At 73.3% G+C, this 19,694-nt stretch carries 20 protein-coding genes and 1 pseudogene; 19 read left to right on the forward strand and 2 right to left on the reverse strand.

Annotated features, from left to right (window positions below):
- Positions 1-98: 98 nt before the first annotated feature.
- The 10 genes from QMK61_RS11005 to QMK61_RS11050 all read left to right on the forward strand — a co-directional run bounded on the left by QMK61_RS11005 (position 99) and on the right by QMK61_RS11050 (position 8,949).
- A complete protein-coding gene (locus QMK61_RS11005) occupies positions 99-1,040 on the forward strand; it encodes a 4-hydroxyproline epimerase (protein ID WP_302072249.1) in 942 nt (313 codons plus the stop codon).
- A complete protein-coding gene (locus tag QMK61_RS11010) occupies positions 1,037-2,134 on the forward strand; it encodes an FAD-dependent oxidoreductase (protein WP_302072250.1) in 1,098 nt (365 codons plus the stop codon). The genes QMK61_RS11005 and QMK61_RS11010 overlap by 4 nt, the downstream gene beginning before the upstream one ends.
- Complete coding sequence (locus QMK61_RS11015; RefSeq protein ID WP_302072251.1) at positions 2,131-2,385, forward strand: (2Fe-2S)-binding protein; 255 nt, start codon at positions 2,131-2,133, stop codon at positions 2,383-2,385. The genes QMK61_RS11010 and QMK61_RS11015 overlap by 4 nt, the downstream gene beginning before the upstream one ends.
- Positions 2,378-3,664: an FAD/NAD(P)-binding oxidoreductase gene (locus QMK61_RS11020; RefSeq protein WP_302072252.1), complete on the forward strand. Its 1,287-nt coding sequence runs from the start codon at positions 2,378-2,380 to the stop codon at positions 3,662-3,664. The genes QMK61_RS11015 and QMK61_RS11020 overlap by 8 nt, the downstream gene beginning before the upstream one ends.
- Entirely contained in the window at positions 3,661-4,566 is a 906-nt protein-coding gene (locus QMK61_RS11025) for a dihydrodipicolinate synthase family protein (protein WP_302072253.1), read from the forward strand. The genes QMK61_RS11020 and QMK61_RS11025 overlap by 4 nt, the downstream gene beginning before the upstream one ends.
- Position 4,567: 1 nt before the next feature.
- Complete coding sequence (locus QMK61_RS11030) at positions 4,568-6,163, forward strand: aldehyde dehydrogenase family protein (RefSeq protein WP_302072254.1); 1,596 nt, start codon at positions 4,568-4,570, stop codon at positions 6,161-6,163.
- A 5-nt stretch (positions 6,164-6,168) separates the two neighbouring features.
- Positions 6,169-7,377 (forward strand): Xaa-Pro peptidase family protein, encoded by a 1,209-nt coding sequence (locus QMK61_RS11035; protein WP_302072273.1) that lies wholly within the window; start codon positions 6,169-6,171, stop codon positions 7,375-7,377.
- Positions 7,378-7,484: 107 nt separating this feature from the next.
- Positions 7,485-7,961, forward strand: a complete 477-nt coding sequence (locus tag QMK61_RS11040) for a YiiD C-terminal domain-containing protein (RefSeq protein WP_302072255.1) — start codon at positions 7,485-7,487, stop codon at positions 7,959-7,961.
- A gap of 46 nt (positions 7,962-8,007) precedes the next feature.
- On the forward strand, positions 8,008-8,421 hold the full coding sequence (locus QMK61_RS11045) for a hypothetical protein (RefSeq protein WP_302072256.1): 414 nt from the start codon (positions 8,008-8,010) through the stop codon (positions 8,419-8,421).
- Positions 8,422-8,502: 81 nt separating this feature from the next.
- Positions 8,503-8,949 carry a rhodanese-like domain-containing protein gene (locus QMK61_RS11050; RefSeq protein WP_302072257.1) on the forward strand — a complete coding sequence of 149 codons (447 nt, stop codon included), beginning with the start codon at positions 8,503-8,505 and terminating at the stop codon, positions 8,947-8,949.
- 22 nt (positions 8,950-8,971) lie between these two features.
- On the opposite strand, the gene QMK61_RS11055 is transcribed toward QMK61_RS11050, so the two are convergent.
- On the reverse strand, positions 8,972-10,039 hold the full coding sequence (locus tag QMK61_RS11055) for a 2Fe-2S iron-sulfur cluster-binding protein (RefSeq protein WP_302072258.1): 1,068 nt from the start codon (positions 10,037-10,039) through the stop codon (positions 8,972-8,974).
- A gap of 62 nt (positions 10,040-10,101) precedes the next feature.
- Between QMK61_RS11055 and QMK61_RS11060 the strand changes: the two genes are divergently transcribed.
- The 5 genes from QMK61_RS11060 (at position 10,102) to QMK61_RS11080 (ending at position 14,462) form a co-directional block, all read left to right on the forward strand.
- Positions 10,102-10,539, forward strand: a complete 438-nt coding sequence (locus QMK61_RS11060; protein WP_302072259.1) for a hotdog fold thioesterase — start codon at positions 10,102-10,104, stop codon at positions 10,537-10,539.
- Positions 10,540-10,803: 264 nt separating this feature from the next.
- On the forward strand, positions 10,804-11,754 hold the full coding sequence (locus tag QMK61_RS11065) for a serine/threonine protein kinase (RefSeq protein ID WP_302072260.1): 951 nt from the start codon (positions 10,804-10,806) through the stop codon (positions 11,752-11,754).
- 85 nt (positions 11,755-11,839) lie between these two features.
- Entirely contained in the window at positions 11,840-12,277 is a 438-nt protein-coding gene (locus tag QMK61_RS11070; RefSeq protein WP_302072261.1) for a hypothetical protein, read from the forward strand.
- Positions 12,278-12,317: 40 nt separating this feature from the next.
- Entirely contained in the window at positions 12,318-13,490 is a 1,173-nt protein-coding gene (locus QMK61_RS11075) for a class I SAM-dependent rRNA methyltransferase (protein ID WP_302072262.1), read from the forward strand.
- Between the two features lie 69 nt (positions 13,491-13,559).
- Positions 13,560-14,462 (forward strand): hypothetical protein, encoded by a 903-nt coding sequence (locus tag QMK61_RS11080; protein WP_302072263.1) that lies wholly within the window; start codon positions 13,560-13,562, stop codon positions 14,460-14,462.
- A 15-nt stretch (positions 14,463-14,477) separates the two neighbouring features.
- Here QMK61_RS11080 and QMK61_RS11085 read toward each other — a convergent pair whose 3' ends face one another.
- Positions 14,478-15,671, reverse strand: a complete 1,194-nt coding sequence (locus tag QMK61_RS11085; protein ID WP_302072264.1) for an FAD-dependent oxidoreductase — start codon at positions 15,669-15,671, stop codon at positions 14,478-14,480.
- Positions 15,672-15,794: 123 nt separating this feature from the next.
- Here QMK61_RS11085 and rmuC point away from each other — a divergent pair, with 123 nt between their 5' ends.
- From rmuC to QMK61_RS11105, 4 genes and pseudogenes are all read left to right on the forward strand, one after another.
- Positions 15,795-17,234, forward strand: a complete 1,440-nt coding sequence (gene rmuC, locus QMK61_RS11090; protein WP_302072265.1) for a DNA recombination protein RmuC — start codon at positions 15,795-15,797, stop codon at positions 17,232-17,234.
- 47 nt (positions 17,235-17,281) lie between these two features.
- A complete protein-coding gene (gene folE / locus QMK61_RS11095; RefSeq protein WP_302072266.1) occupies positions 17,282-17,875 on the forward strand; it encodes a GTP cyclohydrolase I FolE in 594 nt (197 codons plus the stop codon).
- Between the two features lie 107 nt (positions 17,876-17,982).
- Positions 17,983-19,149: a GGDEF domain-containing protein gene (locus tag QMK61_RS11100; RefSeq protein WP_302072267.1), complete on the forward strand. Its 1,167-nt coding sequence runs from the start codon at positions 17,983-17,985 to the stop codon at positions 19,147-19,149.
- 407 nt (positions 19,150-19,556) lie between these two features.
- Positions 19,557-19,694, forward strand: a pseudogene (locus QMK61_RS11105) (IS4 family transposase); the annotation flags it as partial.

Here is a 19,694-nt window from a genome sequence, read left to right on the forward strand (position 1 = left end):
CAAAGGCGTGTGACCGCGGCGACGATTATGCCGAATTCCGCATCATTCGCCGGCAAGCTCGCCTAGACGCATGCGCGTCCCGGGCCGACCATGAAGGCATGCGCACCCTCACGTTCATCGACTCGCATACCGGCGGCGAACCGACCCGCACCGTCCTCGACGGCTTCCCCGACCTCGGCCACGGCACGCTGGCCGAACAGCGTGCCCGTTTCCACCGCGAATTCGACGCCTGGCGCAGCGCCATCGCCTGCGAGCCGCGCGGCTCCAGCACCGTGGTCGGCGCCCTGCTTCGCCCGCCGCGGAGCGCCGGCGCCTGCACCGGGGTGATCTTCTTCAACAACGTTGGCTACCTCGGCATGTGCGGCCACGGCACCATCGGCGTGGTACGCACGCTGGCGCACCTGGGACGCATCGCGCCGGGCCGCCACCTCGTGGACACGCCGGTGGGCACCGTGGGCGCGGAACTGCACGCGGACGGCCGCGTCTCCGTCGACAACGTGAAGAGCTACCGCCATGCGGCGGGATTGCGCATCGACGTGCCCGGCCACGGCAGCGTGCGCGGCGACGTCGCCTGGGGCGGCAACTGGTTCTTCATCACCGAAGACACGCCGATGCCGCTGGAGGTGCGCCGCCAGCGCGGGCTGACCGCCTATGCCGAGGCGATCCGCCACGCGCTGGAAGCCGCCGGCATCCGCGGCGCCGGCGGCGCGGAGATCGACCACATCGAGATCAACGCGCCCTCGCCCACGCCCGGCGTCGACGCGCGCAACTTCGTGCTGTGCCCCGGCATGGCCTACGACCGCTCGCCCTGCGGCACCGGCACCAGCGCCAAGCTGGCCTGCCTCGCCGCCGACGGCAAGCTCGCGCCGGGCCAGCCGTGGCGGCAGGAAAGCATCCTCGGCAGCGTGTTCGAGGCGCGCTACGCGCCGGCCGGGGACGGCGTGCTGCCGCGCATCACCGGCAGCGCGCACGTCACCGCCGAGGGCACGCTGCTGATCGACGAAAGCGACCCGTTCGCCTGGGGCAGCGGCGCGGAATGAACGGCTACGACCTCATCGTCGTCGGCGCCGGCATCGTGGGCGCCTGCTGCGCCGACGAAGCGGCGGCGGCGGGGCTGCGCGTGGCCATCGTCGAGCCGGCGACGGTCGGCGGCGGCGCCACCGCCTGCGCGATGGGGCACCTGGTGGCGATGGACGACGACCCGGCGGAACTCGCGCTGGCGCGGTTGTCGCTGCAGGCCTGGGAAGCGTTCTCCGAACTGCCGGAGGCGGAATTCAGCCGCTGCGGCACGCTGTGGGTGGCCGCCAGCGCGGACGAGGCCGCCGGCATCGCGGCGCGCGTGGCGCGCATCAACGCCTCCGGCGGCGAGGCGCATGCGCTCGACGCGCAGCAGCTGCGCGAGGTCGAGCCCGCGCTGGCGCCGGACCTGTGCGCCGGCATGCTGGCGCCGCGCGAGGCGGTGGTCTATCCGCCGCGGATGGCGCAGCACCTGGTGCGCCGCGCCTGTGCGCGCGGCGCCGCACTGCACCGCCGCGCGGTGCAGCGGCTCGGCCGGGGCGGCGCGGTGCTGGACGACGGCAGCGTGCTGCGCGGCCCGGTGCTGGTCGCCACCGGTTGCGCCCTGCCACGCCTGCTGCCGCAGCTGCCGCTGCGTCCGCGCAAGGGGCACCTGGTCATCACCGACCGCTATCCCGGGCAACTGCGCCACCAGGTGCTGGAGCTGGGCTACGCCGACAGCGCGCACGGCAGCGACGGCAGCAGCGTGGCCTTCAACGTGCAGCCGCGGCCGACCGGGCAGGTGCTGGTCGGGTCCTCGCGCGAGTTCGACGTCGACGACGCCGCGGTCTCGCCGCCGATGCTGGCGCGCATGCTGCAGCGCGCGTTCCGCTTCATGCCGGCGTTGCGCGAGCTGCAGGCGATCCGCGCCTGGACCGGCTTCCGCCCCGCCACCCCGGACGGGCGCCCCTACCTCGGCGCCGTGCCCGGCCATGCCGACCTGTGGGTCGCCGCCGGCCACGAAGGCCTGGGCGTGACCACCGCGCCGGGCAGCGCGCGGCTGCTGCTGGACCTGATCCTGGGCCGGACACCGGCGATCGATCCCGCGCCCTACGCGCCATCGAGGGTACTGCCATGACGGCGCACGCCAGCGTGCGGCTGCAGGTGGACGGCCAACCAGTCGAGGTGCCCGAGGGCGCCAGCGTGGCGGCCGCGGTAGCGCGGGTCGCGCCCACGCGCTTCCGCGACTCCGTGCACGGCGCGCCACGCGCACCGCTGTGCGGCATGGGCGTGTGCTTCGAATGCCGGGTGCGCATCGATGGCCGCGTGCAACTGCGCGCCTGCATGGTGCCCGTGCGCGAAGGCATGCAGGTGGATACCCATGGTTGAGCGCTGCGACGTGGCGGTGATCGGCGCCGGCCCCGCCGGGCTGGCGGCGGCGCGCACTGCGGCCGGGCACGGCGCGCGGGTGCTGCTGCTGGACGCGCAGCCGCGCTGCGGCGGCCAGGTCTGGCGGCACGACGTGGCGCACCGCGCACCGCACGCGGCGCGATCCGCGATCCGCGCGGTCGGCGGCAAGGTGGACTGGCGCCCGCACCACCAGGTCGTCGCCGCCGACGGCCGCCGCCTGCTGGCGGAAACGCCCGAGGGCGCGGTGGCGATCGAGGCCGCGCACGTCGTCCTCGCCACCGGCGCGCGCGAGCTGCTGCTGCCCTTCCCCGGCTGGACCCTGCCCGGCGTGACCGGCGCCGGCGGCCTGCAGGCGCTGGCCAAGCAGGGCTGGCCACTGGCCGGCAAGCGCGTGCTGGTGGCCGGCAGCGGCCCGCTGCTGCTGGCCGCCGCGGCCACGCTGCGCCGGCACGGCGCCGAGGTGCTGGGCATCCACGAACAGGCGTCCGCCGCCCGCGTCGCCGCGTTCGCGGCGCAGCTGTGGCGCTGGCCGGCGCGCGCGCTGCAGGCCGCGCGGCTGCGCGCCGCATTGACCGGCGTGCCGTACCGCTGCGGCAGCTTCGTGCGCCGCGCGTTCGGCACGACACAACTGGAAGGCGTGGAACTGCACGACGCGCACGGCACGCGGCAAATCGCGTGCGACCACCTCGCCGTCGGCTACGGCCTGGTGCCCAACATCGAGCTGGCCGCCCTGCTGGGCTGTGCGCTCGACCACGACACGGTGCATCCGCGCGTGCAGGCCGACGAGCTGCTGCGCACCAGCGTCCCCGGCGTGCTGGCAGCCGGCGAAGCCGTCGGCGTGGCCGGGCTCGCCGCCGCGCGCATCGAGGGCGCCCTCGCCGGCCACGTGGCCGGCGGCAACGAAGCCGCGGCGCGCGCGCTGCGGCCGGCGCGCGTCCGGGCGCGCCGCTTCGCCGCGCTGCTGGCGCGGCAGTTCGCGCTCGACCCGCGCCTGCGCGCGCTGGCCGATGCCGGCACCATCGTCTGCCGCTGCGAGGACGTGCCGCTGGCCGCGCTGGACGGCTGCGTCGATGCACGCAGCGCACGCCTCGTCGCCCGCTGCGGCATGGGCGCCTGCCAGGGCCGCATCTGCGGCGCCGCGCTGGCCGAACTCGGCCGCTTCCCGCGCGGCGGCCTGCGCCGCCCGCCGCTGTTCCCCGCGCGGCTGGCCACGCTGGCCGCCTTCCTTCAACCCACGATTCCCGAGATCGAACCATGAACAAGCCTTCCCTCTGGCGCGGCGTCATTCCCGCCATCACCACGCCCTTCGCCGCCGACGGCAGCGTGGACCACGCCTTCCTCGCGCAGCACGCGCGCCAGCTGGTCGACGCCGGCTGCACCGGCATCGTGCCGCTGGGCTCGCTGGGCGAGGCGGCCACGCTGTCGTTCGAGGAGAAGGTGGCCATCATGCGCACGCTGGTGGCGGCCATCGGCGACCGCGCGCCGGTGGTCCCCGGCATCGCCGCGCTGTCCACCGACGAGGGCGTGCGCCTGGCGCGCGAGGCCAAGCTCGCGGGCTGCGCCGCCCTGATGGTGCTGCCGCCCTACGTGTATTCCTCCGACTGGCGCGAGATGGGCGCGCACGTGGGCGCGGTGATCGCGGCCACCGACCTGCCGTGCATGCTCTACAACAACCCGGTGGCGTACCGGACCGACTTCTCGCCCGAGCAGATCGCCCAGCTCGCCGCCGAACATCCCAACGTGCAGGCGGTGAAGGAATCCTCCGGCGACGTGCGCCGCTTCGCCGCGCTGAAGTCGCTGCTGGGCGATCGGCTGGAACTGCTGGTGGGCATGGACGATGCCATCGTCGAAGGCCTCGCGATGGGCGCCACGGGCTGGATCGCGGGCCTGGTCAACGCCTACCCGCGCGAATCGGTGCGGCTGTTCGAGCTGGCCCGCGACGGCGGCTACGCCGCGGCGGCCGCACTGTACGCGTGGTTCCTGCCGCTGCTGCGGCTGGACACCGTGCCGAAGTTCGTGCAGCTGATCAAGTTGGCGCAGCAGGAGACGGGCATGGGCAGCGAGCGCGTGCGCGCGCCGCGCCTGGCGGTGGAGGGCGCCGAGCGCGAGGCCGCGCTGCGCGTGATCCGCGAAGCCAACGCCCGCCGCCCGGAGCACTGAGATGGACGTGCGGCCGCTTCTTCTAGCCGGCGCATGGCGCGCGCCGGCCGAACCCGCCGGGAGCTTCCGCGCCGAGGACCCGGCCACCGGGGAGGCCATCGGCCCGGCCTATCCCATCTGCGGCGCAGCCGACGTGGAAGCCGCGCTGGCCGCCGCCAGCGCAGCCGCCGATGCACTGGCCGCTACGCCGCCCGCGCGCATCGCCGGCTTCCTCGACGCCTATGCGCAGGCCATCGACGACGACGCCGAAACGCTGGTGGCGCTGGCCCACGCCGAGACCGCGCTGCCCGCCGAGACGCGGCTGGCGAAGGTGGAACTGCCGCGCACCAGCCGCCAGCTGCGACTGGCGGCGCAGGCGGTGCGCGACTTCGCCTGGACCGAGCCCACCATCGACACCGCCGCCGGCCTGCGCTCGCATTACGCGCCGCTGCACAAGCCGGTGGCGGTGTTCGGGCCGAACAACTTCCCGCTGGCGTTCAACGCGGTGGCCGGCAGCGACTTCGCCTCGGCGATCGCCGCGCGCAATCCGGTGATCGCCAAGGCGCACCCCTCGCACCCGGCCACCAGCGAGCGGCTGGCACAGCTCGCCCATCGCGCCGTGCGGGATGCCGGCCTGCCTCCCGCCACGGTGCAGATGCTGTACGACTACGACCGCGCGCTGGGCCTTCGCCTGGCCGGTGACGCGCGCCTCGGCGCGCTGGGCTTCACCGGCAGCCGTGCCGGCGGCATGGCGTTGAAGGCCGCCGCCGACGCCGCCGGCGTGCCGGCCTGCCTGGAGATGTCCAGCATCAACCCGGTGTTCCTGCTGCCCGGCGCGCTGGCCGAGCGCGGCGCCGCGCTGGCCGAGGAATTCGTCGCCTCCTGCACCGCCGGCAGCGGCCAGTTCTGCACCAACCCGGGCCTGGTGGTCGTGCCCGACGACGCCGACGGCGACGCCTTCGTGACCGCGGCCATGAACCGCTTCAAGGCCGCGCCGCCGGGCGTGCTGTTTTCACGTGGCGTAAGGGACGGCCTGCAGCAAGCGGTGGAGGCGCTGCAAGGCTGGGGTGCCACCTGCCTCGTCGGCGGCACGTCCGCCGGCCCCGGCTACCGCTTCCGCCCCACGCTGCTGCAGGTGGACGCGCGCGGCTTCCTCAGGCATCCGGTCGAGCTGCAGCGCGAAGCGTTCGGCCCGGTCAGCCTGCTGGTGCGCACGCACGACGTGGACGAAGCGCTGGCGCTGGCGGCCCGGCTGGAAGGCAACCTCACCGGTACGCTCTACGGCGCCACCGACGGCCGGGACGACGCGGCGATGGCGCGGCTGGCGCGCGCGCTGCGCCCGCGCGTGGGGCGCCTGATCGCCAACCGCATGCCCACCGGCGTGGCGGTGAGCGCCGCGATGAACCACGGCGGCCCCTGGCCCAGCACCGGCCATCCCGGCTTCACCGCGGTGGGCATGCCCGCGGCGATCCGCCGCTTCGCCGCCCTGCACTGTTACGACCATGTCGCCGATGCGCTGCTGCCGCCGGAGCTGCGCGATCGCAACCCGGGCGGCATCGCGCGCAAGGTGGACGGCCGCTGGGGCACTCACGACATCGAGCCAGGCGCCATGCCGTGAACGACATCACGGCCACGCGCCAGATCGGCGGCCTCGACCCCGCCGCCGCGCGCGCCGCGCTGGCGCCGTGGCCGGTCCGCGCCGCGCCGATCCGCACCGACGAATACCAGGCTCGCCTCGACCACGCCCGCGCGCTGATGCGCGCAGCCGGCGCGGACGCGCTGCTGGTCACCGCCGGCGCCTCGCTGCGCTACTTCGCCGGCATCCCGTGGGGCGCCAGCGAGCGGCTGGTGGCGCTGCTGCTCACCGCTGCCGGAAAACCCGTCGTGGTCTGCCCCGCGTTCGAGACCGGCTCGCTCGCCGCCGTGCTGCGCATCGACGCGGACGTGCGCACGTGGGAGGAACACGAAAGCCCGTACGCGCTGGTCGCCACCACCCTGCGCGAGCATCATGCGCACGGCCTCGCGCTCGACCCCGCCGCACCCAGCCTGGCAGCGACGAAACTGCGCGCGGCACTGGACGGCCAGGCGACCGCCGACGCCGGCGCGATCATCGACGGCTGCCGCATGCGCAAGTCGCCGGCCGAGCTGGCGCTGATGCAGCAGGCCACCGCGATGACGCTGGCGGTGCACCGGCTCGCCGCGCGCGTGCTGCACGCCGGGCTCGGCAATCGCGAGCTGGTGCGCTTCATCGACGAGGCGCACCGCGCGCTGGGCGCCGACGACGGCTCCAGCTTCTGCATCGTGCAGTTCGGCCAGGCCACCGCCTATCCGCATGGCCTGCCCGGCGAGCAACGGCTGGAGGAAAACCAGCTGGTGCTGATCGACACCGGCTGCACCGTCGAGGGCTACCACTCCGACATCACCCGCTGCTACGCCTTCGGCCGCGTCGACGGCGAGGTGGAACGCATCTGGATGCTGGAGCAGGCCGCGCAGCGCGCCGCGTTCGAGGCCGTGCGGCCCGGCGTGCCGTGCGAGGCGATCGACGCCGCCGCGCGCGCCGTGGTGGAACGCGCCGGCCTCGGCCCCGGCTACCGCCTGCCCGGTATCCCGCACCGCACCGGCCACGGCTGCGGCATGGCCATCCACGAGGCACCGTACCTGGTGCGCGGCGATGCCACGCCGCTGGCGCCCGGCATGTGCGCCAGCGACGAACCGATGATCGTGGTGCCCGGGCGCTTCGGCGTGCGGCTGGAGGACCACTTCTTTGTCACGGCGGACGGCGCTGCGTGGTTCACTGAGCCCTCGCCCGCCATCGACCAGCCGTTCGCCTGAGCCGCGCCATGCCCGCCGGTCGGACGCCGCCCACGATACGGCGGCGCATTTCGGGGCGGTGGCGCCGCATTACAATCCGGCGCTTCCCCGCTCCCCTTCCCCGCCGCATGACCGACCACGCCGCCCGTGAACTCGTCCATTTCATCCGCGACAGTATCCCGCTCGCGCGGGCGATGGAGCTCGAACTGCTTGCCCACGACGACGACCTGCTGAGCCTGCGCGCGCCGCTGGCGCCGAACGTCAACGACAAGGGCTGCGCTTTCGGCGGCAGCCTGGTGAGCCTGCTGACGCTGGCGGGCTGGGGCCTGGTGGAACTGGCGCTGCGCGGGCGCGGCGAGGACTGCGACGTGTTCGTGGGCGAGTCCACCGTGCGCTACCTGCAACCCGTGTGGAGCGACTTCCGCGCCGAGGCGCGGCTGGCCGGGGACGCGGACTGGGCCGGCTTCTTCGCCACCCTCGCCGCGCGCGGCAAGGCGCGCATCGAGGTGGCCTGCGACGTGCCGGGCGACGATGGCCGCCCCGCCGCCACGCTTTCCGCGCGCTTCGTGGCCAAGCGCCGCGTGCCGGCGGACACGCACGCCTGAGCGCGATTGCGGCAGAATGAGGCGGTTTTCACGGGGGAGACCGCCCATGCGCCGCATCACCGTCGCCGCGACCGCCACGCTCGCCGCCCTGCTCCTGGCCGGCTGCGCCGCCGACCGCCGCAGCCAGACGCTGACCGAGACCCTGCTGGCCTACGGCAACGCCATGCGCTGGGACGGCTTCGCCAGCGCGGAGCAGTTCGTCGATCCCGAGGTGCGCAGGCAGCACCCGCTCAGCCCGCTGGACATGGCGCGCTACCAGCAGGTGCGCGTGAGCGACTACGACGAGGGCGGCGGCGCGGTGCCGGACGGCGAGAACCAGGTGCGCCAGGTGGTGAAGATCGGCCTGATCAACCGCAACACCCAGGCCGAGCGCACCATCGTGGACCGCCAGCTGTGGCGCTACGACCCCAAGCTCAACCGCTGGTGGCTGGAAAGCGGCCTGCCGGACATCACGCAGTAGCGCCGGCGCAGGCCCGGCCACATACCGTACAATCGGCGGTTTCCCTGACCCGCGGCGCCCGCCGCGCGCACCGGATCCGCCATGAACGACTTCCTGCACAAGCTGCCCCAGTTCGCGAACAACCACCTGGCGCTGTCGGCGCTGTTCGTGATCCTGCTGCTGGCGGTGATCGCCAGCTACGTGGCCGTGCTGTTCCGCAAGTACAAGGAACTCACCCCCGCCGCGCTGACCCTGCTGATCAACCGCGAGAACCCGCTGCTGATCGACCTGTCCGCCCGCGCCGACTTCGAGAAAATGCACGTGCCCGGCGCGCGGCACGTGCCGATGAGCCAGTTCGACCCGGAGAACAAGGACCTCGCCAGGGCGAAGGAACTGCCGGTGGTGGTGATGGACAAGGACGGCCGCGGCAACTCGGCCAAGGCCGCGCCGCGGCTGGTCAAGGCCGGCTTCACCAAGGTGTACGTGCTGGGCGGCGGCGTGCTGTCCTGGCAGCAGGCGCAGCTGCCGCTGGCGAAGGGCGCGAAGTAGCAGCCGGCGCCCGCGCCGCGCGTCAGCCCGCGCGGCGCTCGTGGATGCCGGCGCGGCCGGCGATGATCTTCGCCAGCACGTCGGGCGCATAGTCGAACGAGTCGTAGTACAGCCGTTCCTCCGGCAGGCCGGCGGCGACGAAGGCGTGGCGGCCGGCGTCGATCATCGCCGGCGGGCCGCTCATGTAGACGTCGTGGCCGGACAGGTCCGGGTGGTCGGCCAGCACCGCCGCGTGCACCAGTCCTTCGCGCAGGCCCGCGGCGCGCGCCTCGGCGGGTTCGGACAGCACCGGATGGAAGCGCAGGTTGGGCGCGCGGCGAACCCAGGCTTCGACCCGTTCGCGCAGGTACAGGTCCGCGGCGCGGCGCGCGCCCCAGTACACGTCCATGCCCCGGCGCGTGCCCAGCGCCAGGAAGTGCTCGACGATCGCCCCCACCGGCGCGAAACCGGTGCCGCCGGCGACGAAGACCATCGGCCGCTCCGAGTCCTCGCGCGGCACGAAGGTGCCCAGCGGGCCCTCGACGTGCAGCGTGTCGCCCGCCTTCAGCGCATCGGCCACCCACGAGGTGAAGCCGCCGCCGGCCACGTGGCGCACGTGCAGCTCGATCTCGCCGTCGCTGCGCGGCCCGTTGGCGATGGAGAACGGCCGGCGCTGGCCGTCGTCCAGCAGCACGTCCAGGTATTGCCCGGGCAGCCAGCGCAGGCGCGCCTCCTCATCCTGCGGCAGCAGCACCAGGCCGGTGACGTCCGGCGCCAGCGCGCGCCGCTCCGCCACGCGCACGCGCAGCCGGCGGCGCGCCACGTCTTCCACCGAGACCACCTCGCGCGCTTCCAGCAGCAGGTCGTCGGCCGGCACCGCCTGGCACAGCAGCACCGCGTGCTGCGCACGCTCGTGCGCGTCCAGCGCCAACGGCGGATTGAGCGGGTAGCCGCACTGCCCCTCCAGCAGGGTGGCCTTGCAACTGCCGCAGACCCCGGCACGGCAGGAGTACGGCAGCGCGATGCCGGCGCGCTGCGCGGCTTCCAGCACGGTCTCGCCGGCGGCCACCTCGAAGCGACGGCCGGAATGTTTCAGGGTCACGATGGGCACGGCGCAATTGTCGCCGCGATGCGCCGGATCGACAATGCGGGCCTTTCCCACGGGTATCGAGCATGAGCATCTGGAAGCAGGACACCGACCTGGAACGCCTCGCCGCGTGGCGCGAAGGCACGCTGCTGGAAGCGCTGGGCATCCGCGTCACCGAGGTGGGCGGGGACTGGCTGCGCGGCACCATGCCGGTCGACGCGCGCACGCGCCAGCCCTACGGCCTGCTGCACGGCGGCGCCTCGGTGGCGCTGGCCGAGACGCTGGGCAGCGTGGCGGCGATGCTCACGCTGGACCCGGCACGGGAGCGCGCGGTGGGCCTGGACATCAACGCCAACCACGTGCGCGGCGTGCGCGAGGGCCTGGTCACCGGCACCGCCCGCGCGCTGCACCTGGGCCGGTCCACCCAGGTATGGGAGATCCGCATCGAGAACGAGGCCGGGCAGCTGGTGTGCGTCTCGCGGCTGACCATGGCGGTGGTGCCGGCCGAGGTGGTGGGAAAGTGAAGGCGTGGCGGCCTACCGGGCAACGGGTTGTGCTCCCTCTCCCCGCCGGGGAGAGGGCCGGGGTGAGGGGCCAACCTCGCGACAGGGCAAATCCGAAGCGGTTTCCTGTGCGCGCCTTCGCGAGCCACCGCCCCTCACCTCCATCCCCTTCGACGAGCTCAGGGCGGTGCTCTCCCCGGCGGGGAGAGAAGGCGAACGCGGTGGGCGGGTCTGCACGGCCGGGCGCCTGGATGACAGGCGCATTCCCGGCTCATGGGGCTTTTTATGATTGAAGCTGCGGCCCCCTACGCCCGCCTCACCCCCGACCTCGTGCTCGACGCGGTCAGCGCCTGCGGCCTGTGGCCGGACGGCCGCCTGCTGGCCTTGAACAGCTACGAGAACCGCGTGTGGCAGGTCGGCATCGAGGACGGCGCGCCGGTGATCGCGAAGTTCTACCGGCCCGGCCGCTGGAGCGACGCGGCGATCCTGGAGGAACACGCCTTCGCGCAGGAACTGGCCGCGGCCGAGCTGCCGGTGGTGGCGCCGCTCGCCGTCGGCGGCCGCACCCTGCTGCACCACGGCGGCTACCGCTACGCGCTGTCGCCACGGCACGGCGGACGCGCGCCGGCGCTGGAATCGGCCGAGCAACTGGAATGGCTGGGCCGGCTGATCGCGCGGCTGCACGCGGTCGGCTCGCGGCAGCCCTTCGCGCACCGCGGCGCGGTCGACCGAACCACGCTGATTGAACGACCGGTGCAGGCGGTGCTGGGCTCGCCGCTGCTGCCCGTCCACCTGCGGGACGGCTACCGCGCCGCGGCGCGGCGGCTCGACGCGGCCGTCGCCGCGCGCCTCGACGCCGTCGGCCCGGTGCGCACGCTGCGCCTGCACGGCGACTGCCACCCCGGCAACCTGCTGTGGACCGACGCCGGCCCGCACTTCGTCGACCTCGACGACGCCCGCACGGGCCCGGCGGTGCAGGACCTGTGGATGCTCGCCCACGACGAGCGCGCGCTGCAGTCGCTGCTGGACGGCTACGCCTCGATGCGCGACTTCGACCCCGCCGAACTGGCCCTGGTGCCCGCGCTGCGCGCGATGCGCCAGGTGCACCACGCCGGCTGGATCGCGCAGCGCTGGCACGACCCGGCCTTCCCCGCCGCCTTCCCGTTCGCCGCCGAATCGCGCTGGTGGGAACAGCACATCGCCGACCTGCACGAACTGGCCGACGCGCTCGAATGAGCGCCAGCCGCGCTTCAGCCGCCGGGCCGCATCCTTCGCGACCGGGCGGCGCCCGCCCCGATTCCACCGTACTGCCGGAGTCTCCATGCGCACTGTCCTGTTCCGCCTGATCGGCATGCTCGAAGTGGCCGGCGGCCTGTACGGCTTCGCCGCCACGCTGTACCGCCTGCTGCCGTCCCGCCACGCCTACGACGCGCTGCCCGCGCTGCTGGCGCTGGCCGCCTACGCCTTCGTGCTGGTCGCCGGCGTGCTGCTGCTGGAAGGCGCCGAGCGCGGCGTGCGCTTCTCGCGCTGGGCGCAGCTGCTGCAACTGCCGCTGCTGGCCACGCCGGTGTTCAGCTACGGCCTGCACTGCGGCGCCTTCGTCAACCTGTTCGCCACGCTGCACTGGCCGCCGCACCTGCTGCTGGACGCGCACTTCGGCAGCGAGGGCTTCCGCCTGGCGCTGGCCGGTCCCGCCGCCTCGCGCATCGGCGTCAACCTGCTGGCGCTGGCGTCGTGGCTGGCCTTGAAACTGCGCTGAGCGCCGCCGGGCCGTCGCGCGGCCCGGCTATCATGGGCGGATGAACACGCCCGCCACGCCCCCCGTCATCCGCCTGAAATCCGACCGCACGCCCGGCCACCCGTGGGTGTGGTCGGCGCAGGTGCACAAGCCGGCCGAACGCATCCCGCCCGGCAGCGTGGTGGAGGTGGTGGACGCGAAGGACCGCTTCGTGGGCCGCGGCTTCTGGAACGGCCACGCGCGCATCGCGCTGCGGCTGCTCACCGCCGACCCGGCCGAGACGGTCGACGCGGACTGGATCGCCGCGCGCATCCGCCGCGCGGTGCAGTTGCGCCGCGAACTGCTGCGACTGGACCGCGACACCGACGCCTGGCGCGTGGTGCACAGCGAGGGCGACGGCCTGTCCGGGCTGGTCGTGGACCGCTATGCCGACATCCTGGTGGTGGAGTACTTCGCCGCCGGCATGTGGCGCTTCCGCGACGCGATCCACGCCGCGCTCGCCGCCGAGTTCCCCGGCGCGCGGCTGTACTGGTTCGCCGAGAACCACGTGCAGAAACAGGAATCCTTCGACTGCCGCGCCGCCGAGGTGCCCGCCGCGGTGGAAGTGCACGAGCACGGCCTGCGCTTCCACGCCGCGCCCGGCTGCGGCCACAAGACCGGCTTCTTCGCCGACCAGCGCGACAACCGCCGCCGCTTCGCCGAGCTGGCGCAGGGCCGCCGCGTGCTCGACCTGTGCTGCAATGCCGGCGGCTTCGCGGTGCACGCGATGGCCGCCGGCGCGCGCGCGGCCACCGGCGTGGACATGGACGCCGGCATCCTCGACATCGCCCGCGCCAACGCCGCGGCGAACGGCGTGGCGGCGGACTTCCACCAGGCCGACATCTTCGACTGGCTGCGCGCCGCGGTGGCGCGCGGCGAGCAATACGACGCGGTGATCCTCGACCCGGCCAAGCTCACCCGCGACCGCAACAAGGTGTTCGACGCGCTGAAGAAATACTTCGCGATGAACCGCCTGGCGCTGGACGTGATCCCGCCCGGCGGCCTGCTGCTGACCTGCTCCTGCACCGGCCTGGTCGGCGAGGCGGACTTCCTGGAGATGCTGCGCCGGGTGGCGCTGAACGCCGGCCGCGAGATCCAGGTGCTGGAGGTACGCGGCGCCGGCGCCGACCATCCGGTGCGCGCCGACGTGCCGGAAAGCCGTTACCTCAAGGCGGTGTTCTGCCGGGTGGAGTGAAGTTTCGTTGCATGGCGGCGCATGCCGGGCCAAAGTAGGCAACCAGGGGAAACCGGGGGGAATCGACCCATGCGCAGGATCGCCGCGAGCTTCGTGCTTGCCTGTCTCTCGTTGTCCATCGCCCGTGCCGGCGACAAGGCCGAACCGCGCGCGCCCATCGAAGACACCTACATCATCGCGCCCAGGCACTCTGCCGAATACACGCTCACGCGCACGGTGAACTACGCCGACACGGGCGACCTCGTCGACGGCGTCGGCCTGACCTACCGCGACGCGCTGTCGCCGGCGTTGAATACGGACATCTACATTTACCCTGCCGGTGACAACGCCACGCCGGAAGCGCTCGAATCAGGCTTCCGCGCCAGCGTGAAAGCCGCGGAAGCACGCGGCATCTACACCATCACGCGCCAGGATGGTTCCACGCCTTATGTCCTTCGCCAGCATGACGGCAGCGAATGGCAGGGACGCATGGTGTCACTGCGCATGAAGCTGGAGCGGGGCGAATTCGAATCCCGTGCCTATCTGTTCCATCATGGCGTCTACGCCTACAAGGTGCGCATCGACCTGCCCGTCGCCCAGGCCGCCAACCTGCCTACGACCGCGGACGCACTGGTGCGCGCCCTGCTGCCCTCGATCCAGGTGGTGAGCATCGGCAGTTGCGGCAAGCAGATGACTATCGAGGTGCTGAAAGGCGCGGATGTCGTCCCCGCCGGCTACGTGGACGGCGTCAGCGCCGACGGTTTCGGCCTGGCCATCCGCGAGACCGACCTGAACGCCGCCTCGGCCGGTTCCACCGCGGCGGCGCCGGAAAGCAACCCCGTGGTGAAACTGACCCGGCTTGCCGCCCAGCGGCAGGTTGCCCACGGCTGCACTTCGTTTCCGTTCGAGCCGCACGGCGACGACGTGGCCGTGCTGAAGCTGCACTATCCCGCCGGCTTCTGGCGGTCGGGCCCTGCCGACCCGCGGCACTGAGCCGCCGGAACCTGCTCATGCGCCGCGCGGCAGCCGCCCGCGCAGCGATGCCGCGTCGAACGGCCCGGCCTCCGCGACCAGCGCGCGGGCCGCGTCCACCTGGTCCCAGGTGTTCCACAGCAGCACGCCGCGCACGCGGCCGCGTTCGAGGTAGTACACCACGCCCTCGCGGTACGGTTCGCGCCAGTCCTCCACCACCTCGAGGCGGGTGTCGAGCAGGCCCACCGCCTCGTAGCCGAGGTCGAACAGGTCGGAGTAGAAGAACGGCAGCGTGTCGTAGCTGTCCAGGGCGCCGGCCATGGCACGGCCGGCGTGGCGACCCATGCCGGTGGCGGCGTCCTCGTGTTCCACGCGCAGGTGCCGGTCCAGCGCGGGGTTGAAGAAGCGGGCCACGTCGCCGGCGGCCCAGATGTCGGGGTCGCTGCTGCGCAGCTGTGCATCGACCACGATGCCGTCGTCCACCGCCAGCCCGGCCTGTTCGGCCAGCGCGGTGTCCGGTGTCACACCCAGGCCGGCGACCACGGCGTCCGCGCGCAGCGTCTCGCCGTCGGACAGGGCCAGCTCCACGCTGTCGTGGCCGGCGCGGCCATCGGCCACGCGCACGCCGGCGCACAAGGTCACGCCGCGGGCGCGGTAGTCGTCATCGAGGAAGGCCGCCAGCCCGTCCGGGTAGCGGCCGGCGCCGATCGCCGCGCCGGGGAAGACCATCGTCACGCGGCAGCCCGCCCCGGTCAGCGCGGCCGCCAGCTCGCTGCCGATGAAGCCGCCGCCCACCACGGCGATGTGCGCGCCCGGTTCGGCGTAGCCGCGCAGGGCGCGGTAGTCGTCCAGGGTGCGGAAGTGGATCACCCGTTCGTTGGCCGCGAACGGCAGCCGCCGCGGCGTGGCGCCGGTGGCCAGCAGCAGGCGGCGGTAGCGGAAGCTGTCGCCGCGCTCGTCGCGCAGCAGGTGCGCGGCGGGGTCCAGCGAGACCAGGCGGCGGCCGAGGTGCAGCGCGGCGCCGCTGGCCGCGGTGCCCAGCGCGATGTCGGCCGGCGTCTTGTCGCCCTTCCACAGCGCCTTGGACAGCGGCGGGCGCTGGTAGGGCGCATGCGGCTCGGCGCCGACGATGCCGACGTCGGCGCCGGCGTCCCGTTCGCGGATCGCCTTGGCCGCAGCGTCGGCCGCCATGCCGCCGCCGACAATCAGGTAGTCGTGACTGTAGTCCATGCGGGGCTCCCGGCGGCCGTCGATCCACCGATCATGCGACGACGCGGCGAAGGCGGCGTGAATGTCGCAAGCCTTGCGATGGGCTGGACGTACACTGGTGGCCGTCTTCCCGGGAAACCCGCCATGCCCTCCAGCACCACCCTGCTCGTCGTCCTCGTCATCCTCGCCCTGCTGGTGCTGGCCTTGCAGCTGGCCCTGCTGCTGCGCGGGCGCGGCGACGCCGGCCTGCATGCGCGGCTGGACGCGCTGAAGGACGACAACGAGCGCCTGCAGCGCGCGCTGCGCGAGGAACAGCGCGGCGGCCGCGAGGAACTGCAGCAGGGCTTCGACCGCTTCCGCGGCCATGTCGGCGAGCAGCTGGCCGGGATGTCGCGCCAGCAGGCCGAACGCATCGAGGGCTTCGGCCAGCGCCTGGCCGCGCTCACCGACGGCACCAGCGCCGGCCTGCAGACGCTGGCCCAGCGCCTGGCCGAGGACGCGCGCAAGGGCCGCGGGGAACTGGCGCAGGCGCTGGACCGCTTCGGCGAGCAGCAGCAGCAGCGCCTGGCCGCGCTGGGCGCCGAACACGAGAAGCGCATGGGCGAGGTGCGCGGCACGCTGGAGGCGCAGTTGAAGTCGCTGCAGCAGGACAACGCCGCCCAGTTGGAGAAGATGCGCGCCACCGTGGACGAGAAGCTGCAGAGCACGCTGGAGACGCGCCTCGGCCAGTCGTTCAAGCTGGTCTCCGAACGGCTGGAGGCGGTGCAGCGCGGCCTGGGCGAGATGCAGAGCCTGGCCACCGGCGTGGGCGACCTCAAGCGCGTGCTGGGCAACGTGAAGACGCGCGGCATCCTCGGCGAGGTGCAGCTGGGCGCCCTGCTCGACCAGTTGCTGACGCCCGAGCAGTACCGCGCCAATCACGCCACCGTGCCGGGCAGCAACGAGCGCGTGGAGTTCGCCCTGCGCATGCCCGGCGCCGACGCCGAGCACCCGGTGTGGCTGCCGATCGACGCGAAGTTCCCCCGCGAGGACTACGAGCGCCTGCTCGAGGCGCAGGAACGCGCCGACGCCGAGGCCGCCGGCCTCGCCGCGCTGGCGCTGGAGCGCCGCGTGCGCGAGGAGGCGAAGACCATCCGGGCCAAGTACGTGGCGCCGCCGCACACCACCGACTTCGCCATCCTGTTCCTGCCCACCGAGGGCCTGTACGCCGAGGTGCTGCGCCGGCCGGGCCTGTTCGAGGCGCTGCAGCGCGAGCACCGGGTCACCGTGGCCGGGCCGACCACGCTCACCGCGATCCTCAACGCGCTGCAGATGGGTTTCCGCACGCTGGCGATCGAGAAGCGCAGCAGCGAGGTCTGGCAACTGCTCGGTGCGGTGAAGGGCGAGTTCGGCAAGTTCGGCGAGGTGCTGGACAAGGTCAAGAAGAAACTCGACGAGGCCGGCAGGCACATCGAGGCCACCGGCGTGCGCACGCGCGCGATCAAGCGCAAGCTGCGCGACGTGGAATCGCTGGCCGGCGACGAGGCCACGCGCCTGCTCGGCGAGGACGCCGGCGGCGAACCGGAGGCCGACGAGGACGCCTGAGCCTGCGCCGGCTAGACTAGCGGACCGGCCCCACCCGAGGATTACCCATGAACCAGCCCGACGACGTCACCCAGGCCCAGGCCGAGGAAGCCGTGCGCACCCTGCTGCGCTGGGCCGGCGAGGACCCGCGACGCGAGGGCCTGCTGGACACCCCCAAGCGCGTGGTGAAGGCCTATCGTGACTGGTTCGCCGGCTACGCCGAGGACCCGGGCGAATACCTGCGCCGCACCTTCAAGGAAGTGGAGGGCTACGACGAGATGGTCGTGCTGCGCGACATCGAGTTCGAGAGCCACTGCGAGCACCACATGGCGCCGATCATCGGCCGCGCCCACGTCGGCTACCTGCCGACCAACCGCGTGGTCGGCATCAGCAAGCTGGCGCGCGTGGTGGACGGCTACGCGCGCCGCTTCCAGGTGCAGGAGAAGCTCACCGCGCAGATCGCACACTGCATCCAGGAAAACCTCAAGCCCGCCGGCGTGGCGGTGGTGGTCGACGCCAGCCACGAGTGCATGACCACCCGCGGCGTGCACAAGCGCGGCGTGTCGATGATCACCAGCCAGATGCTCGGCACCTTCCGCGACGACGCGCGCACCCGCGCCGAGTTCCTGCAGTTCATCGGCATCCACGGCGGCGTGCGCTAGGGGCGGCGGGAGCGAGCCGGGGCTGAAGGCGCGGGAGCCCGGGCCGATATACGTCGCTCCGGCGCCGTGCCGCTTCCGGCGCCATCGCGGCTACCATCCCGTCAACCGTGCGCATCGACCTGGCCACCATCGCCCTGTTCGGCGCCCTGCAGGCCCTGCTGCTGGCGCCGCTGCTGCTCGCCGCCACGCGGGCCTACACCGGCGTCGCCCGCACCAGCCTGCGCATCTGGGGCACGGTGCTGCTGCTGCAGGCGGTGGGCTGGGTGCTGATGGGGCTGCGCGGCCACGCCAGCGACTGGCTGTCGATCGTGCTCGCCAACGGCGTGCTGATGGTCTCCTACGCCGAGAGCGCGCGGGCGCTGCGCCTGCTGCTGGGCGCGCCGCAGCGGCGGCTCCTGCTGGCCGCGATCGGCGTGGCCGGCTGGCTCGGCATCGCCTGGTTCGGCGTGGTCGAGCCCGACTACCGCGTACGCGTGTACATCGCGTCGGTGGCGCTGGGCGCCTACCTGCTGTTGCTGGCGTGGCCGCTGCGCCATGCGCTGCGCCGCGGTGGCTCGAGCGCGCAGCGGGTGATGCTGCTGGTGCTGCTGGGCGCCCTGCTGGGCTGGTGCGGACGGCTGGGCGAGCTGCTTTCCCACCCTTCCGCCGCGGCCGGCCTGCTGGCCTACTCGCCCGCCAACGCGGCGCAGATGATCTACAGCGCGGTCGAGCCGGTGCTGGCCAGTGTCGGCTTCCTGCTGATGTACAACGAGGCGGCGCAGGCGGAGCTGCACCGACTGGCGCGCACCGATCCGCTCACCGGCACGCTCAACCGCCTCGCGCTGGACGAGGAGGCCGACCGCCTGTTCCAGCAGGCCGGTTCGCGCGGGACGCCGCTGGCCGTGCTGATGATCGACGTCGACCACTTCAAGCGCATCAACGACGACTTCGGCCACGCCGCCGGCGACCGCGTGCTGGCGGTGCTGGCCGCCAGCATCGCCGCGACGGTGCGGCCGCCGGTGGTGCTGGGCCGCATGGGCGGCGAGGAATTCCTCGCCCTGCTGCCCGACACCGGCCTGGCGGAGACCATGGCCCTGGCCGAGCGGATGCGGGCAGCCGTCGCGAAGCTGCGACCGGTGCCCGGCGACGGGATGCCGGGCATCACGGTATCAGCCGGCATCGCCGTGCGCGGGCCGGACGACGCCGACGTGCACGGCCTGATCCGCCGCGCGGACCGCGCGCTCTACGACGCCAAGCGCGCCGGCCGCAACCGCGTCGTCACGGCCTCCGGCTGAGCCCGGCTGTCAGAGCCTGTTCACGATCTTCAAGTACCTCGCGCCGGGAGCTGTTTGCGCGCAGGCCAAGGAAGAGTGAAGGCGTGGACGTCCGTCCACGACTGAGCGATGACGCCGACCTGTGGGCCAACAGACCCGGCCCTCCGGGTTGGCCTCGCATGGCCGCCTTGCGGCAGCGCGCGGCTTGGCCGGCCAGCCAGGCAGGCCGGCGCCACGCACCGCCACCTGACGGCCATGCGAGGCCAACGCGAGGTACTTGGAGATCGTGAGCAGGCTCTCAGAGCCATGCCTTTCAACGTCTTTTCTCAGCCCAGCCCGTATGCTTGACGCTATCGTCAAGCAAGCGGAGAAGGACCATCTGGCAGGTTGTCGTTGAGAAGTACGAGCAGCAGGCCCCGGCGGCGGTGATGACCCGGCTGGCGCTGGACCGTGCGCTGCCGGCCGCCTGGATCGACGAGGTGTTCGAGCAGCACCGCCAGCGGCAGTATCCACGCGAGTTGTTGTTTTCCAGTGTCGTGGAGCTGATGACGCTGGTAACCCTGGGA

Origin of the sequence: Fulvimonas sp. R45 (genome assembly GCF_030504985.1) — a bacterium.
Taxonomy (GTDB): Bacteria; Pseudomonadota; Gammaproteobacteria; order Xanthomonadales; family Rhodanobacteraceae; genus Rhodanobacter_A.

Coding starts and splice junctions, on each gene's coding strand:
- QMK61_RS11080 (WP_302072263.1), top strand. CDS start 13,560: ATGCGCAGGATCGCCGCGAGCTTCGTGCTTGCCTGTCTCTCGTTGTCC.
- QMK61_RS11070 (WP_302072261.1), top strand. CDS start 11,840: ATGCGCACTGTCCTGTTCCGCCTGATCGGCATGCTCGAAGTGGCCGGC.
- QMK61_RS11075 (WP_302072262.1), top strand. CDS start 12,318: ATGAACACGCCCGCCACGCCCCCCGTCATCCGCCTGAAATCCGACCGC.
- QMK61_RS11045 (WP_302072256.1), top strand. CDS start 8,008: ATGCGCCGCATCACCGTCGCCGCGACCGCCACGCTCGCCGCCCTGCTC.
- QMK61_RS11015 (WP_302072251.1), top strand. CDS start 2,131: ATGACGGCGCACGCCAGCGTGCGGCTGCAGGTGGACGGCCAACCAGTC.
- QMK61_RS11010 (WP_302072250.1), top strand. CDS start 1,037: ATGAACGGCTACGACCTCATCGTCGTCGGCGCCGGCATCGTGGGCGCC.
- QMK61_RS11060 (WP_302072259.1), top strand. CDS start 10,102: ATGAGCATCTGGAAGCAGGACACCGACCTGGAACGCCTCGCCGCGTGG.
- QMK61_RS11050 (WP_302072257.1), top strand. CDS start 8,503: ATGAACGACTTCCTGCACAAGCTGCCCCAGTTCGCGAACAACCACCTG.
- QMK61_RS11085 (WP_302072264.1), bottom strand. CDS start 15,671: ATGGACTACAGTCACGACTACCTGATTGTCGGCGGCGGCATGGCGGCC.
- QMK61_RS11030 (WP_302072254.1), top strand. CDS start 4,568: ATGGACGTGCGGCCGCTTCTTCTAGCCGGCGCATGGCGCGCGCCGGCC.
- QMK61_RS11065 (WP_302072260.1), top strand. CDS start 10,804: ATGATTGAAGCTGCGGCCCCCTACGCCCGCCTCACCCCCGACCTCGTG.
- rmuC (WP_302072265.1), top strand. CDS start 15,795: ATGCCCTCCAGCACCACCCTGCTCGTCGTCCTCGTCATCCTCGCCCTG.
- QMK61_RS11040 (WP_302072255.1), top strand. CDS start 7,485: ATGACCGACCACGCCGCCCGTGAACTCGTCCATTTCATCCGCGACAGT.
- folE (WP_302072266.1), top strand. CDS start 17,282: ATGAACCAGCCCGACGACGTCACCCAGGCCCAGGCCGAGGAAGCCGTG.
- QMK61_RS11020 (WP_302072252.1), top strand. CDS start 2,378: ATGGTTGAGCGCTGCGACGTGGCGGTGATCGGCGCCGGCCCCGCCGGG.
- QMK61_RS11005 (WP_302072249.1), top strand. CDS start 99: ATGCGCACCCTCACGTTCATCGACTCGCATACCGGCGGCGAACCGACC.
- QMK61_RS11025 (WP_302072253.1), top strand. CDS start 3,661: ATGAACAAGCCTTCCCTCTGGCGCGGCGTCATTCCCGCCATCACCACG.